The organism is Micromonospora sp. NPDC047557, from assembly GCF_043205095.1.
Classification (GTDB): domain Bacteria; phylum Actinomycetota; class Actinomycetes; order Mycobacteriales; family Micromonosporaceae; genus Micromonospora.
Genome location: NZ_JBIDDK010000006.1, coordinates 310,016 through 324,630 on the forward strand (window position 1 = coordinate 310,016; position 14,615 = coordinate 324,630).

Annotated in this window: 16 protein-coding genes; 3 read left to right on the forward strand and 13 right to left on the reverse strand. The window is 72.5% G+C overall.

What is annotated here, in order from left to right; genetic code table 11:
• Window positions 1-52 precede the first annotated feature (52 nt).
• From ACGGAQ_RS17760 to ACGGAQ_RS17795, 8 genes are all read right to left on the reverse strand, one after another.
• On the reverse strand, window positions 53-1,258 hold the full coding sequence (locus ACGGAQ_RS17760; protein WP_393050332.1) for a hypothetical protein: 1,206 nt from the start codon (window positions 1,256-1,258) through the stop codon (window positions 53-55).
• Window positions 1,251-2,054 (reverse strand): sugar phosphate isomerase/epimerase family protein, encoded by an 804-nt coding sequence (locus tag ACGGAQ_RS17765; RefSeq protein ID WP_393050335.1) that lies wholly within the window; start codon window positions 2,052-2,054, stop codon window positions 1,251-1,253. Before ACGGAQ_RS17765 ends, ACGGAQ_RS17760 begins: the two co-directional genes overlap by 8 nt.
• Window positions 2,051-3,205, reverse strand: a complete 1,155-nt coding sequence (locus tag ACGGAQ_RS17770) for a dihydrodipicolinate synthase family protein (protein WP_393050337.1) — start codon at window positions 3,203-3,205, stop codon at window positions 2,051-2,053. The genes ACGGAQ_RS17765 and ACGGAQ_RS17770 overlap by 4 nt, the downstream gene beginning before the upstream one ends.
• Window positions 3,202-4,353: a Gfo/Idh/MocA family protein gene (locus ACGGAQ_RS17775; RefSeq protein WP_393050340.1), complete on the reverse strand. Its 1,152-nt coding sequence runs from the start codon at window positions 4,351-4,353 to the stop codon at window positions 3,202-3,204. The genes ACGGAQ_RS17770 and ACGGAQ_RS17775 overlap by 4 nt, the downstream gene beginning before the upstream one ends.
• 38 nt (window positions 4,354-4,391) lie before the next feature.
• Window positions 4,392-5,147 carry an ABC transporter ATP-binding protein gene (locus ACGGAQ_RS17780; RefSeq protein WP_387180513.1) on the reverse strand — a complete coding sequence of 252 codons (756 nt, stop codon included), beginning with the start codon at window positions 5,145-5,147 and terminating at the stop codon, window positions 4,392-4,394.
• Between the two features lie 43 nt (window positions 5,148-5,190).
• Window positions 5,191-6,195 carry an ABC transporter substrate-binding protein gene (locus tag ACGGAQ_RS17785; protein ID WP_393050343.1) on the reverse strand — a complete coding sequence of 335 codons (1,005 nt, stop codon included), beginning with the start codon at window positions 6,193-6,195 and terminating at the stop codon, window positions 5,191-5,193.
• 23 nt (window positions 6,196-6,218) lie between these two features.
• Window positions 6,219-7,202: an ABC transporter permease gene (locus ACGGAQ_RS17790; RefSeq protein WP_393050346.1), complete on the reverse strand. Its 984-nt coding sequence runs from the start codon at window positions 7,200-7,202 to the stop codon at window positions 6,219-6,221.
• A gap of 244 nt (window positions 7,203-7,446) precedes the next feature.
• On the reverse strand, window positions 7,447-8,163 hold the full coding sequence (locus tag ACGGAQ_RS17795) for a cupin domain-containing protein (RefSeq protein WP_393050349.1): 717 nt from the start codon (window positions 8,161-8,163) through the stop codon (window positions 7,447-7,449).
• Window positions 8,164-8,256: 93 nt separating this feature from the next.
• On the opposite strand from ACGGAQ_RS17795, the gene ACGGAQ_RS17800 reads away from it, so the two are divergent.
• Window positions 8,257-9,330, forward strand: a complete 1,074-nt coding sequence (locus ACGGAQ_RS17800) for a LacI family DNA-binding transcriptional regulator (protein WP_393050352.1) — start codon at window positions 8,257-8,259, stop codon at window positions 9,328-9,330.
• Between the two features lie 190 nt (window positions 9,331-9,520).
• Here ACGGAQ_RS17800 and ACGGAQ_RS17805 read toward each other — a convergent pair whose 3' ends face one another.
• Window positions 9,521-10,183: a fasciclin domain-containing protein gene (locus tag ACGGAQ_RS17805; RefSeq protein WP_393050355.1), complete on the reverse strand. Its 663-nt coding sequence runs from the start codon at window positions 10,181-10,183 to the stop codon at window positions 9,521-9,523.
• 153 nt (window positions 10,184-10,336) lie between these two features.
• On the opposite strand from ACGGAQ_RS17805, the gene ACGGAQ_RS17810 reads away from it, so the two are divergent.
• Window positions 10,337-10,822 (forward strand): GNAT family N-acetyltransferase, encoded by a 486-nt coding sequence (locus ACGGAQ_RS17810; protein WP_393050358.1) that lies wholly within the window; start codon window positions 10,337-10,339, stop codon window positions 10,820-10,822.
• A 16-nt stretch (window positions 10,823-10,838) separates the two neighbouring features.
• On the opposite strand, the gene ACGGAQ_RS17815 is transcribed toward ACGGAQ_RS17810, so the two are convergent.
• Window positions 10,839-12,113 carry an MFS transporter gene (locus tag ACGGAQ_RS17815; RefSeq protein WP_393050361.1) on the reverse strand — a complete coding sequence of 425 codons (1,275 nt, stop codon included), beginning with the start codon at window positions 12,111-12,113 and terminating at the stop codon, window positions 10,839-10,841.
• Between the two features lie 127 nt (window positions 12,114-12,240).
• A complete protein-coding gene (locus tag ACGGAQ_RS17820) occupies window positions 12,241-12,801 on the reverse strand; it encodes an NADPH-dependent FMN reductase (RefSeq protein WP_393050364.1) in 561 nt (186 codons plus the stop codon).
• Window positions 12,802-12,937: 136 nt separating this feature from the next.
• Here ACGGAQ_RS17820 and ACGGAQ_RS17825 point away from each other — a divergent pair, with 136 nt between their 5' ends.
• Window positions 12,938-13,402, forward strand: coding sequence for a MarR family winged helix-turn-helix transcriptional regulator (locus ACGGAQ_RS17825; RefSeq protein ID WP_393050367.1), 465 nt, complete (start codon window positions 12,938-12,940; stop codon window positions 13,400-13,402).
• A gap of 9 nt (window positions 13,403-13,411) precedes the next feature.
• Here the strand turns inward: ACGGAQ_RS17825 and ACGGAQ_RS17830 are convergent, their stop codons facing one another.
• Both ACGGAQ_RS17830 and ACGGAQ_RS17835 read right to left on the reverse strand, forming a co-directional pair.
• The gene (locus tag ACGGAQ_RS17830; RefSeq protein WP_393050370.1) at window positions 13,412-13,744 is read right to left on the reverse strand and encodes a winged helix-turn-helix domain-containing protein; all 333 of its coding nucleotides are present in this window, start codon (window positions 13,742-13,744) and stop codon (window positions 13,412-13,414) included.
• Window positions 13,741-14,475 carry a hypothetical protein gene (locus tag ACGGAQ_RS17835; RefSeq protein ID WP_363938084.1) on the reverse strand — a complete coding sequence of 245 codons (735 nt, stop codon included), beginning with the start codon at window positions 14,473-14,475 and terminating at the stop codon, window positions 13,741-13,743. The genes ACGGAQ_RS17830 and ACGGAQ_RS17835 overlap by 4 nt, the downstream gene beginning before the upstream one ends.
• Between the last annotated feature and the right edge of the window lie 140 nt (window positions 14,476-14,615).

Consider the following 14,615-nt stretch of genomic DNA (forward strand, 5'->3'; position numbering starts at 1 on the left):
CGACTCTACCGCCGGCCGACGTTCCCGCACGGCCCGCATCGCCTCGCCAGCGTCACGGAAGACGCCTCCAGAGCAGGGTGAGCATTCCCGCGAGGGCCAGACCGAGCAGCGGGGCGACGCCGATCCCGGCGAGCGTGCAGGCGACCGCGACCAGCGCCGGCGGCACCCAGCACCAGGCCGGCACGGTCCGCGCGGTCCGACCGCGCCGACGGGCCGCGGCCTCGGTCGCCATCGGCACCACCAGCACCGGCAGCGCGGCGGCCAAAAGGGTCAACCAGGGCAGCACGAGACGGTCGAAGCGCGCCACCGCCAACAGCCCGCCGAACACCGCGACGGCGACCATCGCCGGGCGGGCCGGCACCCGCGGCGCCAGGCCGCGCACCGCCAGCGCCCCGGAGTACGTCGTGGTCAACGCCGCCGCGAAGACCGCCACCGCGACGAACAGATTGGCGTACGCCGCCAGCCCCGACCCGGCGGCGAGGAGCGCGACAACGTCCGCCGAGCCGGTACGCAGCCACAGGCCGGCACCCGCGAGCACACCCAGCAGCGCCGGCCCGATCAGCAGCCCCACACACCAGGCCAGGTCCCGCCGCCGGGCGAGACCCACGCTGAAATCCGGCGCCCGCAACGCGAACACGGCCGCATAGCCGATGAGCGCGGCGCCGTCGGCCAGCCCACCGGCGGCGACGCGCACCGGCGCACCCGGCGGCGGCAGCACGGTCAGGCACCAGCCGACCAGCACCATCGCGCTGAGCGTGGTGAGCACCGCGACCCGGTTGCCGTACCGGGCCGGCGCCCAGGAGACGGCGAGGACCGCCACCTCCAGCAGCGCCGGTCCGGCCCAGCCCGGCAGGTGCGCCAACGCGGCGAGGGACGCGCCGCCGAGCCCGACGTTGAACCCGTTCCAGCCGATCATCGACACGGTCAGCACCGCCGCCAACAACAGCCGCGAGGTGTCGCCCAGGTACGCGGGCAGCACCGCCGTCAACGTCCCGCCGTCGCCGAGCGGCCGGCGCAGGCCGATCCGACCCTGCCCCCAGAGCAGCGCCGCCATCAGCACCCCGCCGACCAGTAGCCCGGTCACCGGCACCGCGCCGCCGTGCCGGGCGGCCATCGCCGCACCGAGCACCAGGGTGGCCGGCGCGGTGCCGATGCCCAGCCAGGCGCCGACCGCCGACGGCCAGCGCCGTCCGGGAGCCGCGTGCAGCGAGGACGTCCGCGCGCCGCCCGGCCCGCCGTCGGACAGTCGCTCAGACAACGTGGCGCAGGTAACCGGCGATCGCCGCGTCCAGCACCTGCGCGCCGGGACGCGCCCACACCTCGGCGGAGAAGACCTCCACCTCGATCGGGCCGCGGTAGCCGGCGGCGTCGACCGCCTCGCGCAGCCGACGCAGCTCGATGCACCCGTCGCCGGGCAGCGCCCGGCCGAGCAGCACCCCCTCGGGCAGCGGGGTCACCCAGTCGCAGACCTGGAATGCGGCGATCCGCGCGCCGGCCCGCGCGATCTGCGCGTACACCGTGTCGTCCCACCACACGTGGTACGCGTCGACGACCACGCCGACCACCTCCGGGTCGAACCGCTCGGCGATGTCGAGCGCCTGGCCGAGGGTGGCGATCACGCACCGGTCGGCGGCGAACATCGGGTGCAGCGGCTCGATGGCCAGCCGGACGCCGGCCGCGGCCGCGTGCGGGGCCAACTCGCCGATCGCGTCGGCGATCCGACGCCGGGCACCGTCGACGTCCCGACTGCCGGGCGGCAGACCGCCGGAGACCAGTACCAGCTCGGGTGCGCCCAGCTCGGCGGCCTCCTCGATGGCCCGCAGGTTCTCCGCCCGCCAGTCGTCGGCGGAGAAGAAGCCACCCCGGCACAGGGACGTCACGACGAGGCCGGCGTCGCGGACCAGTTTCGCCGAACGGGCCAGCCCGTACCCGGCCACCGGCTCCCGCCACAACCCGATGCCCGGCACGCCGGCCGCCACACAACCGGCGACCACGTCGGGCAGCGCCCAGTGCTGGGCGGTGGCCTGGTTGAACGAGAAGCGTTCCAGACTCATTGGGCCACGCCCGCGACGGTGAAGAACGCCCGCGCGCGGGCGGCGGCCAGGTCGGCGTCGGGCAGCAGCCCGGCCGCGTCGGCCAGGGTGAGCAGGGTCGCCAGGTGCGCCGGGGACCGCCCGGACTGCGCGCCGCCTACCATGGTGAAGTGGTCCTGGTGACCGGCCAACCACGCCAGGAACACGATCCCCGTCTTGTAGTGCCAGGTCGGCGCCGCGAACAGGTGCCGGGCCAGCGGCACGGTCGGCGCGAAGATCTCGTCGTACGTCGCCAGGTCGCCCCGGTCGAGGGCCGCCAGCGCGGCGGCGGCGGCCGGCGCGATCGCCGCGAACACCCCGAGCAGCGCGTCCGAGTGGCCCACCTCGTCACCCCGGATCAGCTCCGGGTAGTGGAAGTCGTCGCCCGTGTAGAGGCGTACCCCCGCCGGTAGCCGTCGGCGCAGCGCGACCTCCCGGCCGGCGTCGAGCAGCGACACCTTGATCCCATCCACTGTGGACTGATGCGCCTTGACCAGCTCGATGACCGTGTCGGCGGCCAGATCCAGATCGGCAGATCCCCAGTAGCCGGTCAGCGCCGGGTCGAACATCGGCCCGAGCCAGTGCAGCACCACCGGTTCCCCGGCGGCGGTCAGCAGCTCGTCGTACACCCGCAGGTAGTCCTCGGGGCCGCGGGCGGCGGCGGCCAGGTGCCGGCTGCACATCAGCACCGGCCGGGCGCCGGCCGCGCGGACGTCGTCGAGCTGTTCGCGGTACGCGGCGGCGACCGCTGCGAGCGTGGCCGGGCCGGCCGGCAGCTGGTCGGTGCCGACACCCGCGACGATCCGGCCGCCCACGGCGCGGGCCTCGGCGGCGCTGCGCCGGATCAGCTCCCGGGTCGCCGGATAGTCCAGGCCCATCCCCCGCTGGGCGGTGTCCATCGCCTCGGCGACCCCCAGCCCGTACGACCAGAGGTGCCGCCGGAACGCGAGGGTGGTGTCCCAGTCCACCGCCGCCGGGGCCCCCGGCACGTTCTCCGCGCCCGGGTCGGCGACCACGTGCGCGGCGGCGTACGCGATCCGGCCGGTCGCCGGGGCGGCCGGGCGGGCGAAGCCGCTCCCCCCGACCAGCCGGTGTCGCCGCCCACCCGGGAGCACCACGTCGGCGGCGCTCATGCGCGCAGCTCCGGAACCTGGACGCGGACGCCCTCGCGGGCCGCGCGCAGTCCCAGCTCGGCGAGCTGTACGCCGCGCGCGCCGGCCAGGAAGTCCCACTGGAACGGCTCGCCGGCCACGACGTGCCGCAGGAACGCCTCCCACTGCACCCGGAAGCCGTTGTCGAACTCCTCGTTGTCGGGCACCTCGGTCCACTGAGCGCGGAAGTCCTCGGTGACCGGCAGATCCGGGTTCCACACCGGTTTCGGGGTGACCGCCCGGTGCTGCACCCGGCAGTTGCGCAGTCCGGCGACGGCGCTGCCCTCGGTGCCGTCGACCTGGAACTCCACCAGCTCGTCGCGGTACACCCGCACGCCCCAGGACGAGTTGATCTGCGCGATGATCCCGCCGTCGAGTTCGAAGATGGCGTACGCGGCGTCGTCGGCGGTGGCCGCGTAGGTGCGGCCGTCCTCGTCGACCCGCTCGGGCACGTGGGTGGCGGTCACGCAGGAGACCGCGTTGACCCGGCCGAACAACTCCTCCAGCACGTAGTGCCAGTGCGGGAACATGTCGGACGTGATCCCGCCCCCGTCCTCGGCCCGGTAGTTCCAGGACGGGCGCTGGGCCGGCTGCCAGTCGCCCTCGAAGACCCAGTAGCCGAACTCGCCCCGCACCGAGAGGATCCGGCCGAAGAAGCCGCCGTCGATGAGCCGCTTGAGCTTGCGCAGACCGGGCAGGAACAGCTTGTCCTGCACGACGCCGGTGCGGACGCCGGCCGCGTCGGCGGCCCGGGCCAGGTCGAGCGCGCTGGCAGTGTCCTCGGCAAGGGGCTTCTCGGTGTAGATGTGCTTGCCGGCCTCGATCGCCTGGCGGATCGCCTTCTCCCGCTGCTGGGTGACCTGGGCGTCGAAGTAGATCTCGACGTCGTCACGGGCCAGCGCCGAGGTCAGGTCGGTGGTCCAGTCGGTGAGGCCGTGCCGTTCGGCGAGCTCGCGCAGTTTCGTCTCGTTGCGCCCGACCAGGACTGGTTCCGGCCAGATGGTCGTGCCGTCGGCCACCGGCACGCCGCCGGACTCACGGATGGCCAGCAGGGACCGGACGAGGTGCTGGCGGTAGCCCATCCGTCCGGTCACGCCGTTGACGATGATGCCGATGGACCTGCGGGTCATGGTGTTCCTTCCGTCGTGCTGGTCGTGCCGATCCGCGTTCAGTGGTTGGCGGCCGCGCTGCCGAGCAACCCGCGCAGTTCGGTGGCGAGCCGGTCGAAGCGGGGGTCCGACATCACCTGCGCGTAGTCGCGGTGCGCCGGCAGCTCGACCGGGAAGGTGCGGATGATCCGGCCGGGCCGGGCACTCATCACCACGACCCGGGTGCCGAGGAAAACCGCCTCGGCGATGGAGTGGGTGACCAGCACCACCGTGGTGCCGGTCTCCCGCCAGATGCGGTGCAGCTCGGCGTTCATCTGCTCCCGGGTCAGCGCGTCCAGGGCGCCGAAGGGCTCGTCCATGAGCAGCACCGGCGGGGCGTGCAGCAGCGCGCGGCACAGCGCCACCCGCTGCTGCATGCCGCCGGACAGCTCGTGCGGCAACGCCTTCTCGAAGCCGGTCAGTCCGGTCATCTCGATCAGCTCGTCGGCGCGGCGGGCCGCCCGTGCCCGGTCCATGCCGCGCATCTCGGCCTGGAGCAGGATGTTGGCCCGCGCGCCGCGCCACTCGAGCAGCGCGGCCTTCTGGAAGACGAAGCCGATCTCCTTCTGTGGGCCGCGTACCGGGCGCTCCAGCAGCGACACCTCGCCGCTGGTGGGCTTGACCAGCCCGGCGACGATCTTCAGCAGGGTGGACTTGCCGCAGCCGGACGGGCCGACGATGGTGACGAACTCCCCCGGCTCGATGTCGAGGGACACGTCGTCGAGGGCGGTGGTCTGCGACCGCCGGGTGGTGAACCGGACGGTCACCCCGGACATCCCGATGGCGGTGCCGGTCGCTGCCGGCGCGGCGTTCACCGGGTCACCCCTGCGCCGCGTACGAGGAGTCCCAGTACGCCTTGGGCGCCCCCGGGTCCTTCAGCTCGGCGTAGCGCGACATCAGGTCGATGGTCTCGGACCACTGGGCCTCGGTGTTGACCCCGGGCGGGCCGTCCCCGCCGAGCAGCGGCAGGTTGAGGGTGAGCTGCTTGGTGAGCACCTCGGGGGCGGGCTCGTTCTCGGCGAGCGCGACCATGGCGCTCACCGCGCCGGCGGGGTCACGGGCGGCGTCGGCCCAGGACTTCTGGGTGGCCCGGACGAACTTGCGGACCAACTCCGGGTCCTTCTGCAGGGTCTGCGTGTTGGCGATCAGGCCGGTGCCGAGCAGGTTCATCCCGTAGTCGGCGAAGAGCAGCACGTCGACCTTCTTGCCGGTCTTGCTCTCGATGGTCGGGGCCTGGTCGTGGAAGAAGCCCATGATGGCGTCGACCTTGCCCTCGGCGAGCGCGGCGATCTTGCCGGCGGCGTCCACGTTGACCACCTTGACGTCGTCCTTGTTGACGCCGTTCTTCTCCAGCCAGGCCGGGAAGGTCGCGTAGAGGGCATCTCCGGGGGTGCCGCCGACGGTCTTGCCCTTCAGGTCGGCCGGGGTCTTGATGTTCTTCTCGGTGAAGAACTCGACCGAGGAGGGGCCCTTCTCCAGGTACGCGCCGAGGCTGCGCACCGGCATCCCGCTGGCCACGGACTTGAGCAGCACCGGGCTGTCGGCCCAGCCGAAGTCGGTCTGCTTCTGGGCGACTTGCTTGACGGTGTTGCCGGAGCCGTTGCCGGGCAGGATCTTCAGGTCGATGCCCTCGGCGGAGTAGTAGCCCTTCTGCAGGCCGTAGTAGAAGGGCGCGTGTTCGCCGTACGGCACCCAGTTGAGGGTGAGGGTGGCCTGTTTGTTGCCGTTGGCGCCGGTCTTGCCCGTGGAGTCGTCCGCACCGCAGCCGGTGGCGGCGAGGAGCAGGGCGGCGGTGGCCAGGATGGTGGTGGCGGTGCGTTTCATCGGTGCCTCCGTGATGGGGTCGGTCAGGAGGTGGTGAGGGACACGCCGGCGCGACGGCTGGCGTGCCACGGGATGAGCAGTGCCTCGGCGATCTCGACCAGGACGAACAGGACGATGCCGATGGCGGACATCAGGATCAGGTCGGCGAACAGCAGTGGGGCGTCGAGGTTGCCGTTGGCCAGCAACAGGACGTAGCCGAGCCCTTCGCTGGCGCCGACGAACTCGCCGACCACGGCGCCGACAACCGCGAGGGTGACGGCCACCTTGAGGCCGGCCATCAGGTGCGGCAACGCGTTCGGGAAGCGGATCTTGCGGAAGGTGCGCCACGGCCCGGCGCCCATGGTGGCGGAGAGGTCGAGCAGCTCCGGGTCGGTGGACCGCAGGCCGGCCACCCCGGAGATGACCACCGGGAAGAACGCGATGAGCACGGCCAGGATGATCTTCGGGGTGAGGCCGAGACCGAACCAGACCACCAGCAGCGGCGCGATGGCGATCTTCGGGATGACCTGTGCGAACAGGACGATCGGGTAGAGCGCCTTGTCCAGGGTGCGCGAGTAGGCGATGGCGACCGCGGTGGCCAGCCCCAGCGCGGCGGCCAGCACGAAGCCGAGCACCGTCTCGTAGAGCGTGACCATGGTGTGCCGGGCCAGCTCGGACCACTGGTCGGTCATCGTGGTCCAGACCTGGCCGGGAGTGGGCACCAGGTAGTTCGGCACGTACTCCCGGGCGGCGACGAACCACCAGGCGACGAAGAAGGCGACCAGCACCAGCGCCGGTCGCCACAGCGAGTCGGCGAGGCTGGCCGCGCGCCGACCGAGCGTCGGGCGCGGTGGACGGCCACCGCCAGGCGGCGGTGTCACCACGGGGGACGATGTCGGGCCGTCGACGACTGCCGGCGCACCGCCGCTTGCGGGCCCGGAGGCGGGCTCGGAGGCGGCTGCCCGCGCACCGCTCGCCTGGTCGGCGGCGGCCGGCCGGCCCGCCGTGTCCAAAGAGTTCTCGGTCACGCGGAACCTCCTCGGGGGCCCGGCACGGCACTCGTGGAGCGGGCCGGTCGGCGGATCAGGCAAACGCTTTCCTGGAGCGTAGGCGGCCCCCTCACGCCGGGCAAGGCCTTTCCTCGATCTATTCGTCGATTGGCCCGACGCCGCACACGCCGGGCCACGTCGAGATCACCTCGACCTCCCGGGAACGGGACCCGCACAACCTGAGAGGACCGTCCGATCTGGACCGATGGCGCGGCGGGCGCCGTCAGGCGCCGGCCGGGTAGGTGTCGAGGAGGCCGCACATGCCGAGCCGGCCCCGCTCGACCGGCTCGGCCACCGCGTACACCCCGGCGTCGCCCAGGTGCGCGGGATCCCCCCGCTCCAAGGCGTCGAGCTGCACGGCGGTGTCGGCGGCGGCACGGCCGGCGCCGGACTCCCACCGCTGCCGCCACCGCGTCAGCAACGGCTGGCGCAGCGCGATCGCGGCGGCGTGGAACGCGGCCAGCGCCGCCGGCCCGCTGGACCGCAGCGCCGAGAAGCCGATCACCGCCAGATCCCGCCGCCGGTACGCGGCGCGCACGTCCGCGCCCGGCGCTCCCCCGTCGGGCAGCGCCGCCGCCGCGGCGTACGCCGCCGGGTCGGCCAGCACCTCGGGTGGGAAAGTCAGCACCGCGTCACCAGCCTCGGGCAGGCCGCTGTTCTGCATGAGCACCACGATGCGCAGCCCGCCGGAGTTCACCAGGCGGTGCACGGTGCCCGGCTCGAACCAGACCACCACCCCCGGCCGCAGCGGCGTTTCCCGGAAGCCGGCCGTGGTCAGGGTCTGCACCGCGCCCTCGCCGTCGGTCACCACGTACCCCTCGGTGCAGCACAGGTGCACGTGCGGGGTGCCACCGACCACGCCGTCCGGCGCGACGGTGTCGTAGACGCGCAGCCGGGAGACGCCGATCCCGCCGGGAAGCGCCGCGAAGCGATCGGGCATGGCCGAACCTCCCTGCGGGAAAGGGCTTTCTCTGCGGTACGGTGACGCTAGCCGGCACGGCGAAACGCCGTCAACAGACCGAGGGGGCGGGCCATGGCGACCCTGTCCGACGTGGCGCGGCGCGCGGGCGTCTCACCCGCCACCGCCTCCCGCGTCATCAACGGCAGCAGCAAACCGGTCACCGACGAGCTGCGCGAGCGGGTGCTCGCCGCCGTCGCCGAGTTGCAGTACGTGCCCAACGCGCACGCCCAACTGCTGGCCCGCTCGCACCGCAGCGCGGTCGGCGTGATCGTGCACGACGTCTCCGACCCGTACTTCGCCGAGATCACCCGAGGGCTGCAACGGGTCGCGACGGACCAGGGCCGGCTGCTGATGATCTGCAACAGCTACCGCGACCCGGACCGCGAGCTGGAGTACGTGGAGCTGCTGCGCGGCCACCAGGTGGCGGCGCTGATCCTGGCCGGCTCCGGCTACCACGACGAGGCGTTCACCCGGCAGCTCAACGAGAAGCTCGCCGCGTACGAGGCGACCGGCGGGCGGGTCGCGGTCATCGGCCGCCACGAGCACTCCGGCGACGCCGTCATGCCGGACAACCGGGCCGGCGGTCACCTCGCCGGTCGCGAACTGTGCGAGCTGGGGCACCGGGCGATCGGCGTGGTCGCCGGCCCCCGCATCCTCACCACCACCACCGATCGACTGGCCGGGTTCAAACAGGCCCTTGCCGAGCAGGGCCGCGAGCTGCCCGAGCGCCGCATCCGGTACGCCGAGTTCGACCGCGACGGCGGCGCCGAGGCCACCGCCCGGCTGCTCGACGCCGACCCCGGGCTGACCGCGATCGTGGCCCTCAACGACTCGATGGCCATCGGCGCCCTCGCCACCCTGCGGGCCCGCTCGCTGGCGGTGCCGCAGCAGGTCTCAGTGGTCGGCTTCGACGACATGCCGATCGCCCGGGACGTGACACCCGCACTGACCACCGTGCGGCTGCCGCTTGTCGACATGGGAGTCCGGGCGATGTCCCTGGTGCTCGGCGCGGAGGCGCCGGCGCCCCGGGTCGAGGTGCTCCCCGCCGAGCTGATCCGGCGGGACACGTCCGGGCCGGCGCCGGCCGATCGGCGCGAGACGGCAGCGTCGGCGCCCCGCGCCCGCCGGGCCGACGCCGCCTCCTGACCGGGGTCGGCCCCGCGGCGTCCTGTCACGACGGACGACGGGGCGTACCCGGTCCGCGGATCGAGGACGAACCGGAGCGACACGCCCGCCCGACGGTGCCGCGGGACGAGAAGATCAGGCCGGGAACTGCCCCCACGGCGCGGCCCGCGCGGGTGGCGGCCGACGCGGGGTCGGCCGCCACCCGGGTGGGTCAGGGCAGGTCGATCGGGCGCAGCACCCGGTCCACGGTGTGCGCGATCTGCCGGTTGCCCTTGTTGACGTCGAACGCGACCACGCGGGCGTCACGGTCGTCGGTGTCGGCGTCGACCAGCCGCACCTGGCGGAAGATGTGCCAGTAGGTGCGGACGTCGACCTCGACGGTCGGGCCGAGAGCGGTGGTCAGCTCCGCGCCGTCGGCCTTGAGGGCCGCCCTGCGGTCGATGGTCGCGCCCGGCACGACGTGGTAGAGCAGCACCGTCTCCACGGTGTCGATGCCCAGCCCGGCGACCGCCGCGAACGCGGCGCTCTCACCGGGCAGCTTCCGAGCGTGGGTCAGCTCGCGCACCAACTGCTGGAACGCGGCGTCGTTGGGCAGGAACGCGGTCAGTGCGACGGTGCCGTTCGTGAGCACCTTCACCGGCGAGTCCGGCTTGGCCTCGAGCACCGCCAGCACGGCCGCGGTCAGTACGTCGAAGTCCCGCGAGTTGCGGTCGAAGCCGCTCGTGTCCTTCGTGAGCACCTGGGCGAGCGACTTCGTGCCGAGTGGCTTGGCCTTACCGGTCGCCTGGGCTGCCGGCACGGCCACGGCGGTGGTGGCCAGCGCGGTGGCCACGGCGCCCACCGCCATCCGGGCGGCGAATCGTGCGATCTTCATCAGCGGGCCTTTCGTCGAAGCGACGGATCCGTGACGTCTCGTCACGACACATGCTTCGCGGCCGGCACACCGCCCGGATGCAGCCACCGCCGGGAAAGTTCGACAGTCGAAATCCGCTGTCCCCACCCGGAGTGCCCCGCGTAGCCTGCGCCGGTGCTGATCCGCGAGTTCGACGACCAGGACTGGTCGCAGGTGTGGCCGATGATCGAGGACGTGGTCCGGGCACAGGAAACCTTCCCCTACGACCCGGACATGACCGCGGACACGGCGTACCGCATCTGGGTGGAGGCCCCGCCCGGGCGGACCGTCGTCGCGGTCGACGGCGAGCGGGTGCTCGGCACCGCGAAGATGGGCACCAACCGGCCCGGGCCGGGCGCGCACGTGTCCACCGCCAGTTTCGTGGTCGCCGCCGACGCGCGCGGCCGGGGCGTGGGTACCGCGCTGTGCCGCGACGCCCTGACCTGGGCACGGCGACGGGGGTACGCCGGCATGCAGTTCAACGCCGTGGTGGAGACCAACCGATCGGCGGTCGAGCTGTACCGCAGGGAGGGCTTCGACGTGGTCGGCACCGTGCCGGGCGCGTTCCGCCACCCCACCCTCGGCCGGGTCGGCCTGCACGTCATGTACCAGGAGTTCTGATCGCCCCCGCCGGTGGTCAGCCGGCCTGACCCACCGGGACGGCCGGAGGCGACAGACGCCTCTGCGCGCCAGCTGTGCGGATCGGGGTGAACAGCCCGCCGACCGCGACCAGCAGGCAGCCCGCTCCGGCCACGAACGCGACAGCCGCGACGCCGAACCGGCCGGCGGTCCAGGTCAGGATGGCGGCGCCGGCCGGCCCGAGGGCGTAGTGGGTGCTCCAGAACGCCGAGGTGACCCGACCGAGCAGATGGTCGGGGGTGATCTCCTGGCGCAGCGACATCGAGCAGATCCCGCCGACGCTGAGACAGCACAGGTAGACGGCGGTCAGCGCGGTGACCGCCGGCACGCTCGTCGCCATGCCGGCGCCCGCCACCGCGAACCCGCAGACGGCGTGCGCCCCGATCCAGGTGGCGCCGAAGCCGCGCCGACGACGCAGCGGGGCCACCAGCAGCGCCCCGGCGACCGTGCCCAGCGCCGCCAGGCCGAGCACCGCTCCGACCGTGCGCTCGGTGCCGCCGAGGTCGTGCGTCACGTGGTAGATCAGCACATCGGTGAAGCCGTAGGTCAGGAAGATGAACACCGACAGCAGGACGGTCAGCGCGCGGAGCACGGGCTGTCGCCACAGGAACCGCGCCCCGGCCAGGAATTCGGCCAGCGGGCGCTCCCGGGGCACCGGCGCGACGTCGGCGGCCTGAGCCCGGCGCAGCCGGACCAGCCGCAGGCCGGCCGCCGAGAGCGCGAAGCTCGCCGCGTTGACGGCGATGGCGACCGCCGGGCCGAAGCGGGCCGATACCACACCGGCGAGCAGCGGCCCGAGAACGGCGGCCGCCGCGAACGTCGCCTGGAGCCGGCCGTTGGCCTCGGTGAGCCGGTCGGAGTCGACGAGGTTGCGCACCGCGGTCACCGCCGCGACCTGGAACAGCATGCCGGCCGCCTCGCAGATCGGCAGCACGACGAAGAGCAGCCAGACCTGCGGGCCCGCGAGCCAGGCCAGCGGCACCACGGCGTAGAGGACCAGACGGGCCAGGTCCGCGACGATCATCAGCGTACGGCGGTCGTACCGGTCGACCAGCACCCCGCCGAAGATCCCGGCGACCACGGACGCCGCGCCGGCGACGGCGGTGAGCAGGCCCATCTGCGCCACCGACCCGGTCGCCTGCAACACCAGCAGCGGCACCGCCAGGTAGGCGAACGCGTCACCGGCCGCGGAGAGCGACTGCGCGATCCAGTACGTGCCGAAGGAGCGGTCCCGCCACAGCGGAGCCCGCTGAGGGCTGGCAGCTCGGCTCATCCCGTCGAGGTTAGTGGCCCTCGTGGTGCCGTGCTGACCGTCACACCGGCGTCGCCCACGAGGTCTGGTCGAACTCAGACGGCCCCGGGAAGACTCCCGAGGCCGTCTGAGGCGTACGCGAAGCGGTTCAGCCCTGGCGCAGCGGCGCGAGCGCGGTGCTCCAGGCCACGACCTGGTCGAGGGTCACGTTGAGCGCGTCCCGCTGGTGGTCGTTGGGCTTGAAGACGCTGAAGTTCTCGAAGTCGGTGAAGAGCGAGAGCGCGACCTGCGAGCGCACGTCGGCCATCTGGAGCTCACCGGCGATCAGGCGCAGGTGCTCGACGGCCCGGGCGCCGCCGACCGAGCCGTAGCTGACGAAGCCGACAGCCTTGTTGTTCCACTCACCGTAGAGGAAGTCGATGGCGTTCTTCAGCGCACCCGAGGTTGAGTGGTTGTATTCCGGCGTCACCATCACGAACCCGTCAAACGACGCGATGGTCTCGGCCCAGCGCAGCGTGTGCGGCTGGCTGTACTGGCCCATCGCGGGCGGGTACGCCTCGTCGAGGTGCGGCAGCTTGTAGTCGAGCAGGTCGATCAGCTCGAACTGCGCGTCGGAGCGCTGCTGGGCGATCTCGTGGACCCAACGGGCGACGGCTTCGCCGTTGCGCCCCGGGCGGGTGCTTCCGAGGATGATCCCGATCCTGGTCATGGCTGCGCCTTTCAGTAGTCCGAACCTGGCGCCGGAACGCTAGCCGCTCCTTGCTTCGTCAAGCAAATGACGATCCTATGGCTGTGCTCACACCGTGCGTGAGCAATTGCTCAATCAAGCAACTATGCTGGGGAGCATGGCCGACCCCAGTTCCGAGCCTCTGCGACCCCTCGACGCCGATGAGGAGGCGCTGGTCCGTGCCCTGGGCCGGGTGATGTACGTGGTGCCCCGCACGATCGACGCCGACATGGTCAGCGACCGACAGCTGCCGCTCACCGAGTACACCGCCCTGATGAATCTCTCCGAGGCGCCGGACCGGCGGATGCGCATGCACGAGCTCGCGGCGGCCTGCTACCTCTCACTGAGCGGCATGACCCGAACGATCATCCGGCTGGAGACGCAGGGCCTGGTCAAGCGGGAACGGTGCGAGGAGGATGCGCGCGGCTGGAACGCGGTGCTCACCGACGCGGGCTTCGCCCGGCTCCAGGAGTCCTGGCCCAGCCACCTCGCCGCCGTACGTCGGCGGTTTCTCCGCCACTTCGAGGGCCTCGACCTGGCCCAGCTGGCCCGCGCGTTCGGGCGCGCGGGAGCAGTCGACTAGCAGTGCGGGTCACCGGTCGGTGGCCGGCGCCGTCCCCGCCTGCTCGACCTGCTGGATGAGTTGCTTGAGATGGGCGATCTCTTCACGCAGGGCTGCCCGACCGGCAGCGGTGAGAGTCACCCAGGTGCGTGGGCGCTTGCCCTCGTAGCCCTTCTCGATCTGGATCAGCTCGGCCTTTTCCAAGACGGTCAGGTGCTGCCCAAGGTTGCCTGCGGTCAGCTGCAGGGTGGTGCGCAGGAAGCCGAACTCGACCTGGCGAGCCTGGTGCGCGATGGCCAGGATGCCCAGTCGGACGCGCTGGTGGACCACGTCGTCGAGGCCATTGGTGGGATGGTCGGTCATCGCCCCGGAACCTCGGTGCTCGGCCGGAACAGGGCGAAGGCGGCACTGCCGAGCAGCAGTAGCGCCGCCGGGACGAGCAGCTGAGGCAGGAAGAACCACCGGGAGGTCGCGTGGATGACCTGGCCGCCCTGCACCATCACGATCGCCAGGAAGGCGAGGCTGTACGCCAGCAGCGCCCAGTTGCGTTCGACCCACGCGAGCACCAGCAGCGCCAGCGCGATGACCGCTATGGGACTGGCCAGCCCGTTGACAAGCCATGCCGCCGGCCCGACCTCGATCGCGGCCGGGTCGGTGGAGAAGGGGTCGGCGGGGACGGGGATGAGCGGATGGAACGTCAGCCAGATCGACACGGCCGTCATCAGCACGGCCAACGCGACGCCGACGACGACGTAGGGGCGGATCGGGGTGCCCACGCCACGCCGCCGGGACTGCCTGACGTAGAAGCCCGCGATCGCCGCGTAGGCGAGCACCAGCGCGACCGTCCAGTATCCGAGTTCGGTCGGGTTGGGCGCCATGCAGACCCTGTCCTGTGGGCGGGATCGGCAGGTGTCGAACAGGTCGAGGTAGGGGGCGTACCGGTAGACGGGTATCGCGACCAGGGTGACCACCGCGAGGACCAGCAGCGGGAACCAGGTGCCGCGCTGGGCGACATGGACCTGGCGTGTCAGGTCGCGCACGGCCGCCAACAGTTCGCGAGGGCCGTCTGCCTGCGGAGCGGATTCGTGTGTCATGAAGTTAGCTTTGCATTACAGACCTATCCGCGCAAGAGAGTGCGGCAACATGTCGCGAACCGTGCCGAGACAGCACCAGGGCGTGTGTCGAAGCCCTCGGTTCAGGACTTCGACACACGCCCCGGCCGGGCCGAGCCATC

What these genes read in the sequence shown, in the direction of transcription:
- ACGGAQ_RS17825 (WP_393050367.1), top strand. Translation starts at nt 12,938, where the DNA reads ATGGCCGACCCCAGTTCCGAGCCTCTGCGACCCCTCGACGCCGATGAG.
- ACGGAQ_RS17770 (WP_393050337.1), bottom strand. Translation starts at nt 3,205, where the DNA reads ATGAGCGCCGCCGACGTGGTGCTCCCGGGTGGGCGGCGACACCGGCTG.
- ACGGAQ_RS17820 (WP_393050364.1), bottom strand. Translation starts at nt 12,801, where the DNA reads ATGACCAGGATCGGGATCATCCTCGGAAGCACCCGCCCGGGGCGCAAC.
- ACGGAQ_RS17800 (WP_393050352.1), top strand. Translation starts at nt 8,257, where the DNA reads ATGGCGACCCTGTCCGACGTGGCGCGGCGCGCGGGCGTCTCACCCGCC.
- ACGGAQ_RS17765 (WP_393050335.1), bottom strand. Translation starts at nt 2,054, where the DNA reads ATGAGTCTGGAACGCTTCTCGTTCAACCAGGCCACCGCCCAGCACTGG.
- ACGGAQ_RS17775 (WP_393050340.1), bottom strand. Translation starts at nt 4,353, where the DNA reads ATGACCCGCAGGTCCATCGGCATCATCGTCAACGGCGTGACCGGACGG.
- ACGGAQ_RS17805 (WP_393050355.1), bottom strand. Translation starts at nt 10,183, where the DNA reads ATGAAGATCGCACGATTCGCCGCCCGGATGGCGGTGGGCGCCGTGGCC.
- ACGGAQ_RS17835 (WP_363938084.1), bottom strand. Translation starts at nt 14,475, where the DNA reads ATGACACACGAATCCGCTCCGCAGGCAGACGGCCCTCGCGAACTGTTG.
- ACGGAQ_RS17815 (WP_393050361.1), bottom strand. Translation starts at nt 12,113, where the DNA reads ATGAGCCGAGCTGCCAGCCCTCAGCGGGCTCCGCTGTGGCGGGACCGC.
- ACGGAQ_RS17780 (WP_387180513.1), bottom strand. Translation starts at nt 5,147, where the DNA reads ATGTCCGGGGTGACCGTCCGGTTCACCACCCGGCGGTCGCAGACCACC.
- ACGGAQ_RS17795 (WP_393050349.1), bottom strand. Translation starts at nt 8,163, where the DNA reads ATGCCCGATCGCTTCGCGGCGCTTCCCGGCGGGATCGGCGTCTCCCGG.
- ACGGAQ_RS17785 (WP_393050343.1), bottom strand. Translation starts at nt 6,195, where the DNA reads ATGAAACGCACCGCCACCACCATCCTGGCCACCGCCGCCCTGCTCCTC.
- ACGGAQ_RS17830 (WP_393050370.1), bottom strand. Translation starts at nt 13,744, where the DNA reads ATGACCGACCATCCCACCAATGGCCTCGACGACGTGGTCCACCAGCGC.